Origin of the sequence: Pedobacter sp. (genome assembly GCF_035317785.1) — a bacterium.
In the GTDB taxonomy this organism is placed as follows: Bacteria; Bacteroidota; Bacteroidia; order Sphingobacteriales; family Sphingobacteriaceae; genus Pedobacter.
The window spans coordinates 1-4,218 of sequence record NZ_DATHGC010000393.1; the positions used below are offsets into that span (position 1 = coordinate 1).

Below are 4,218 nucleotides of genomic sequence, written 5' to 3' on the forward strand. Positions count from 1 at the left end.
AAATAAATGCCGCCTTTTGCTTCCTGCCAGGTAAAATTTTGCTGAACATAACGATAAGCATCATTGATCGCCTCTTTACTCAAAGGTACATTCAAGGCTTCGTTCGCGGCATAATTTACCTGGTACAATGAGGTAGGCGTTAAAAAGGCAAGCGTAGTCTTGTCCGGCGAGTTCGTTATAAATTCACCCTGGATCCTTTCCTCAGGATCTTGTCTTTTAAGGACATAGACTTTAGCGTTTACATTGGCTACGAAGAAATCATTGTTGATCACATAACCGTTTCTGCCTACTTGATTAGCTCCTTTAGTATATTTTGTGTCCAGTTTTCCGCTGGATGCCCTGTACAGGCTGGCCACATCCAGCTTGCCCTCTTTCAAAGCAATAATAAAAAAGGGAGCAGTCAATCCCGAATTGTCTGCTATCTGAGCCAAAATTGCTGTCTTTTGCGTGTTGACAAATTGAGCAAATGCAAATTTTCCAATGCCGCCCGCACTATCAGATTCACTGATTTTAATATTAATGAGCGTATCCCTGAATTTTATTGAAAAAGCTTCTTTTGCATCCGATCCTTCCTTTTCATCCCCCTTATACTTCACAATTCTAAGCGCGGTATCTCCCGGCTCAGCGCTTTCGTTAAATTTTTCAGTAACGGTTAATGGTCTGGGTACATAAGTAGCCGAAATCTCTTTGTTGCCGCAACTATATACAATAGCTGAAACTGCAATCAGGTACAATACTTTTTTCATTTGTTTATATTGGTTTTTTGTTTGTTTTATTTAAAGGAAATTTTAAGTTTCATGTAAAATTAAAATTTGTCATGAATTATAAGCAACAAAATGAAAAATAACAACATTATTACCTGAAGAAAGCCAATTGCCCTAAAAAGAAACAGGGGTAAGCTTTGTGAGCTACCCCTGTTATTAGATGGTTGATCCACCACAGATCAACCTAAACCAAACAAACCACATCTATAACGCAGGATATTGTAAAAAAGTTTTAAATAGTTAAAAAAAATTATCGTTTTATATTTACAACTTTACGAAGATATATGAAACCCTTAAAACGGATCGGAATAAGCTATAGTGAAACCAATTTTCAAAATTACTGGAGCTGGTTCACACCCGGAGAACTTGGAAGTGATGTCGAGCTCCTGGAGTTGTCTTTTGAACGCGGCAATACAGCCGACATTTATAAATGTGACGGCTTTGTGCTGACCGGAGGCATAGATGTTTTGCCGTCTATATTCGGAGGAGCAGCCAAATACCCTTACATGCCGGATTCGTTTTTACCAGAGCGTGATGAGTTTGAGCGGCAGATCTATGAATTTTCCCAGGACCAGAAACTGCCGGTGCTGGGCATCTGCAGGGGTATGCAGTATATCAATATTCTTGAGGGAGGTAAAGTATTTGAAGACAACGGGGAGGAGGCACACCTGGTACATAAGAAAGCAGCAGAAGACAAGATACATACAGTCAATATCAGACCGGAAACGCTGCTGTACAGCACTACGGGAATTGAACAGGCTGAAGTAAACAGTGCCCATCACCAGGCAGTTGATCCCCGGTATTTAGGCAATAACCTCATGGCCAGCGCTTACTCAGGCACAAAAGACGGGATTATCGAAGCACTTGAATTCGAAGACAAGGCAGATAAAGCCTTTATGCTTGCCGTACAATGGCATCCCGAGCGGATGAAATCAAAGTCGTCCAATCCGCTTTCGCAAAAAGTAAAAGAAGCATTTCTGAAAGCAGTAAGAGCCACCTAAGAGGTTTCCCTCAGGTCTGTCTTTTTTATCCAGCCTTTGGTGACTGCCCCGTCCGTCGTAGTGACCGTTATGTAAATAAAACCATTCTGTTCATCAATACTTTCAATCTTTGCATTGGTCCACAATGGCAGAACCGCATCCTTCTTGCTTGCAGGATCAGGGCCGACATAGAAGTAAATGACGCCTTTAGGGATTTGGTACTTTTTACCCTCACTGGTGATCACAGCCTCCGGTGTTTTTTCTTTAACAATAGGAGGTGCTTTTGGAGGCGCTTGTTTCACCGCACCCGTACCGGTTTGCCGCTCAAACTCCTTTTGCAAACTGTCCACCTCGGTATTTGCCTTTAAAACGGAAGAATCCGGTATGATAGGCTTTATAATAGCGGCGGTATCGGTTTCTGGTACATCCTGAGGTGCAGCAACAACAGTATCCGTTGTAACCGTGTTCAGGCTGTCGGCGTAAGCATCCAGCTGTCTTTTATTGACATCAGTGAGATACACCGAATAGCCGGCAAACAGACTCAAAGCAACCAGTGCAAGAATCATTACATAAAAGATAGGCTTAGAGATCCTGACCACATCCGCTGGCAGATCTGACGAAACCGGAATCATCACCGGAGCCGGTTCGGCAGCTGCAGTAACTGGCTCAGTTACCATCGGCAGCTCATTTTCAAGACTGTTTTGCAAGATCGCTTCCTGCAGGATCAGTCCATTCGCGTATCTTTTCTCAGGTGCCTTTTCCAGACATTTTTTGATCACATTGATCAGCCAGACCGGGACATTCATCTCCTTCGTTTTCACCTCTTCAGACCAGCTTTCAGGCAAATGCTTACGGCGCAGTGACAGCAGGTCAGGCACGGGCTTCTCCATGTGCGACAGCATCACGGCATTTCGTGAAGTTTCCCCTTTATTGAGCTGCGGAAAAGGAACCGTCCCCGCCAGCAGTTCATAAAGGATCACGCCATAACTGTACACATCAGTCTGAAAGAACATCTCCCCGTCATGCTGCTCAGGCGCCATAAATTCGACTGCACCCGCATGGCGGATACTGCTGCGGCGCTGTTCATCAGACATCACCGCCAGCCCAAAATCAAAAAGGATATAGTTTCCGGTAGCCGTATTAAACTTTACATTATTGCTCTTAATGTCCCCATGCTTTACACCTACCTTATGGCAGTGCGCCAGCGCGCTGGCCAGCTGATCTGCCAGCTTTATCGTTTCCCGGACTGTAAAAATTGGACTATGCGGCGGTTTCAGCAGGTCTTCCAGGTCAGGACCTTCTATATACTCCATTTCTATGAAAGGAAATGAACCGCTTTCGGTCAGACCGGAATTCAGGATCTTGACTACATTCGGATTCGGGACCTCGTTTACTTTTTTTAGTTTTTCCACTTCATTTTTAAAATTCCTGAAGTGCTTATCATCCGCGTTCTCTGTATGAATAGGAGTGGGCAGTATTTTTACAGCCGTAATGATCTCACCCATTCTTTTACCCTTATAAACAGATCCCTGCCCGCCGGTGCGCAGTGCGCCCATGTTTTCCAATCCTTCTGTTATGGTAAATACTTTGCTCATAGTGTAGGTAATTATAGTTTAAAAATACGGTACATCATCAACTAATCCGTCTTTTGTTTTCTTCTTTTTTTTAGGATCGGCATTGTTGTTTTTTCCTGCAGATGAATCGGCAGGTTTCGTTTCCGGTAACTGCTTCACCGCAGGTGGTTTTGCACTGTTCAGCGTGTCCTTCCCGGCAGGTAAAACAATGGTCTTGTTTTGATTGCCGTCTACCTCTTTTTTGTTAAAAGAAGAACCAATAGCAAAAGCACCTATAAAAACAACAGGCAGCGCAGCGGCAATGATCAATATCCTCGGCCTCGCCGTCCGTTCATAACGGTCTACCTTATTTCGAAGTACCGCATTTTCCCTCTGCAAAGCCATAATATGTCCGCTTCCATCTTCTTTACTGAGCATGCCGTTGCAAACAGCCTCATAAAGTTCAGTCCCGTCCTTATATCTTTTTTCCGGTAATTTCTCCAGGCACCTGCCGATCACCTCCAGCAGCCAGCCGGGCACCTGCATCTCCGCTACTTTTTTATCATCAGGCCAGTCTGCGGGCAAATGAGCCTTACGCAGTTCCAGCAGGTCCGGTACCGGTTTTTCAATGTGGGCGACCATCACCAGGTTACGCGCAGACTCATGCTTATTGACCAGTGGGAAAGGAACAGTTCCCGCAAGCAGTTCATACAGCACTACTCCATAGCTGTAAACGTCAGTCTGGAACAGCATTTTCCCGTTATACTGCTCAGGAGCCATAAATTCTACCGCACCGGCATTGCGCAGACTGGACCTTCGCTGCTCATCAGACATGATCGCCAAACCAAAATCCAGCAAAATATAATTACCGGTAGCCGTGTTGAACTTGACGTTGTTGCTCTTGATGTCTCCGTGCCTTAC

General features: G+C 44.6%; 4 protein-coding genes. 1 reads left to right on the forward strand and 3 read right to left on the reverse strand.

From position 1 onward, the window contains the following. Window positions 1-746: hypothetical protein (locus VK541_RS24850; protein WP_324373326.1), on the reverse strand; the 746-nt coding region annotated here is incomplete at its 3' end. A gap of 302 nt (window positions 747-1,048) precedes the next feature. Here VK541_RS24850 and VK541_RS24855 point away from each other — a divergent pair. Next, window positions 1,049-1,765 carry a gamma-glutamyl-gamma-aminobutyrate hydrolase family protein gene (locus tag VK541_RS24855; protein ID WP_324373327.1) on the forward strand — a complete coding sequence of 239 codons (717 nt, stop codon included), beginning with the start codon at window positions 1,049-1,051 and terminating at the stop codon, window positions 1,763-1,765. On the opposite strand, the gene VK541_RS24860 is transcribed toward VK541_RS24855, so the two are convergent. Continuing rightward, window positions 1,762-3,339 carry a serine/threonine-protein kinase gene (locus tag VK541_RS24860; RefSeq protein ID WP_324373328.1) on the reverse strand — a complete coding sequence of 526 codons (1,578 nt, stop codon included), beginning with the start codon at window positions 3,337-3,339 and terminating at the stop codon, window positions 1,762-1,764. The two genes, VK541_RS24855 and VK541_RS24860, sit on opposite strands and share 4 nt — an antisense overlap. An 18-nt stretch (window positions 3,340-3,357) precedes the next feature. Further along, window positions 3,358-4,218: serine/threonine protein kinase (locus VK541_RS24865; protein WP_324373329.1), on the reverse strand; the 861-nt coding region annotated here is incomplete at its 5' end.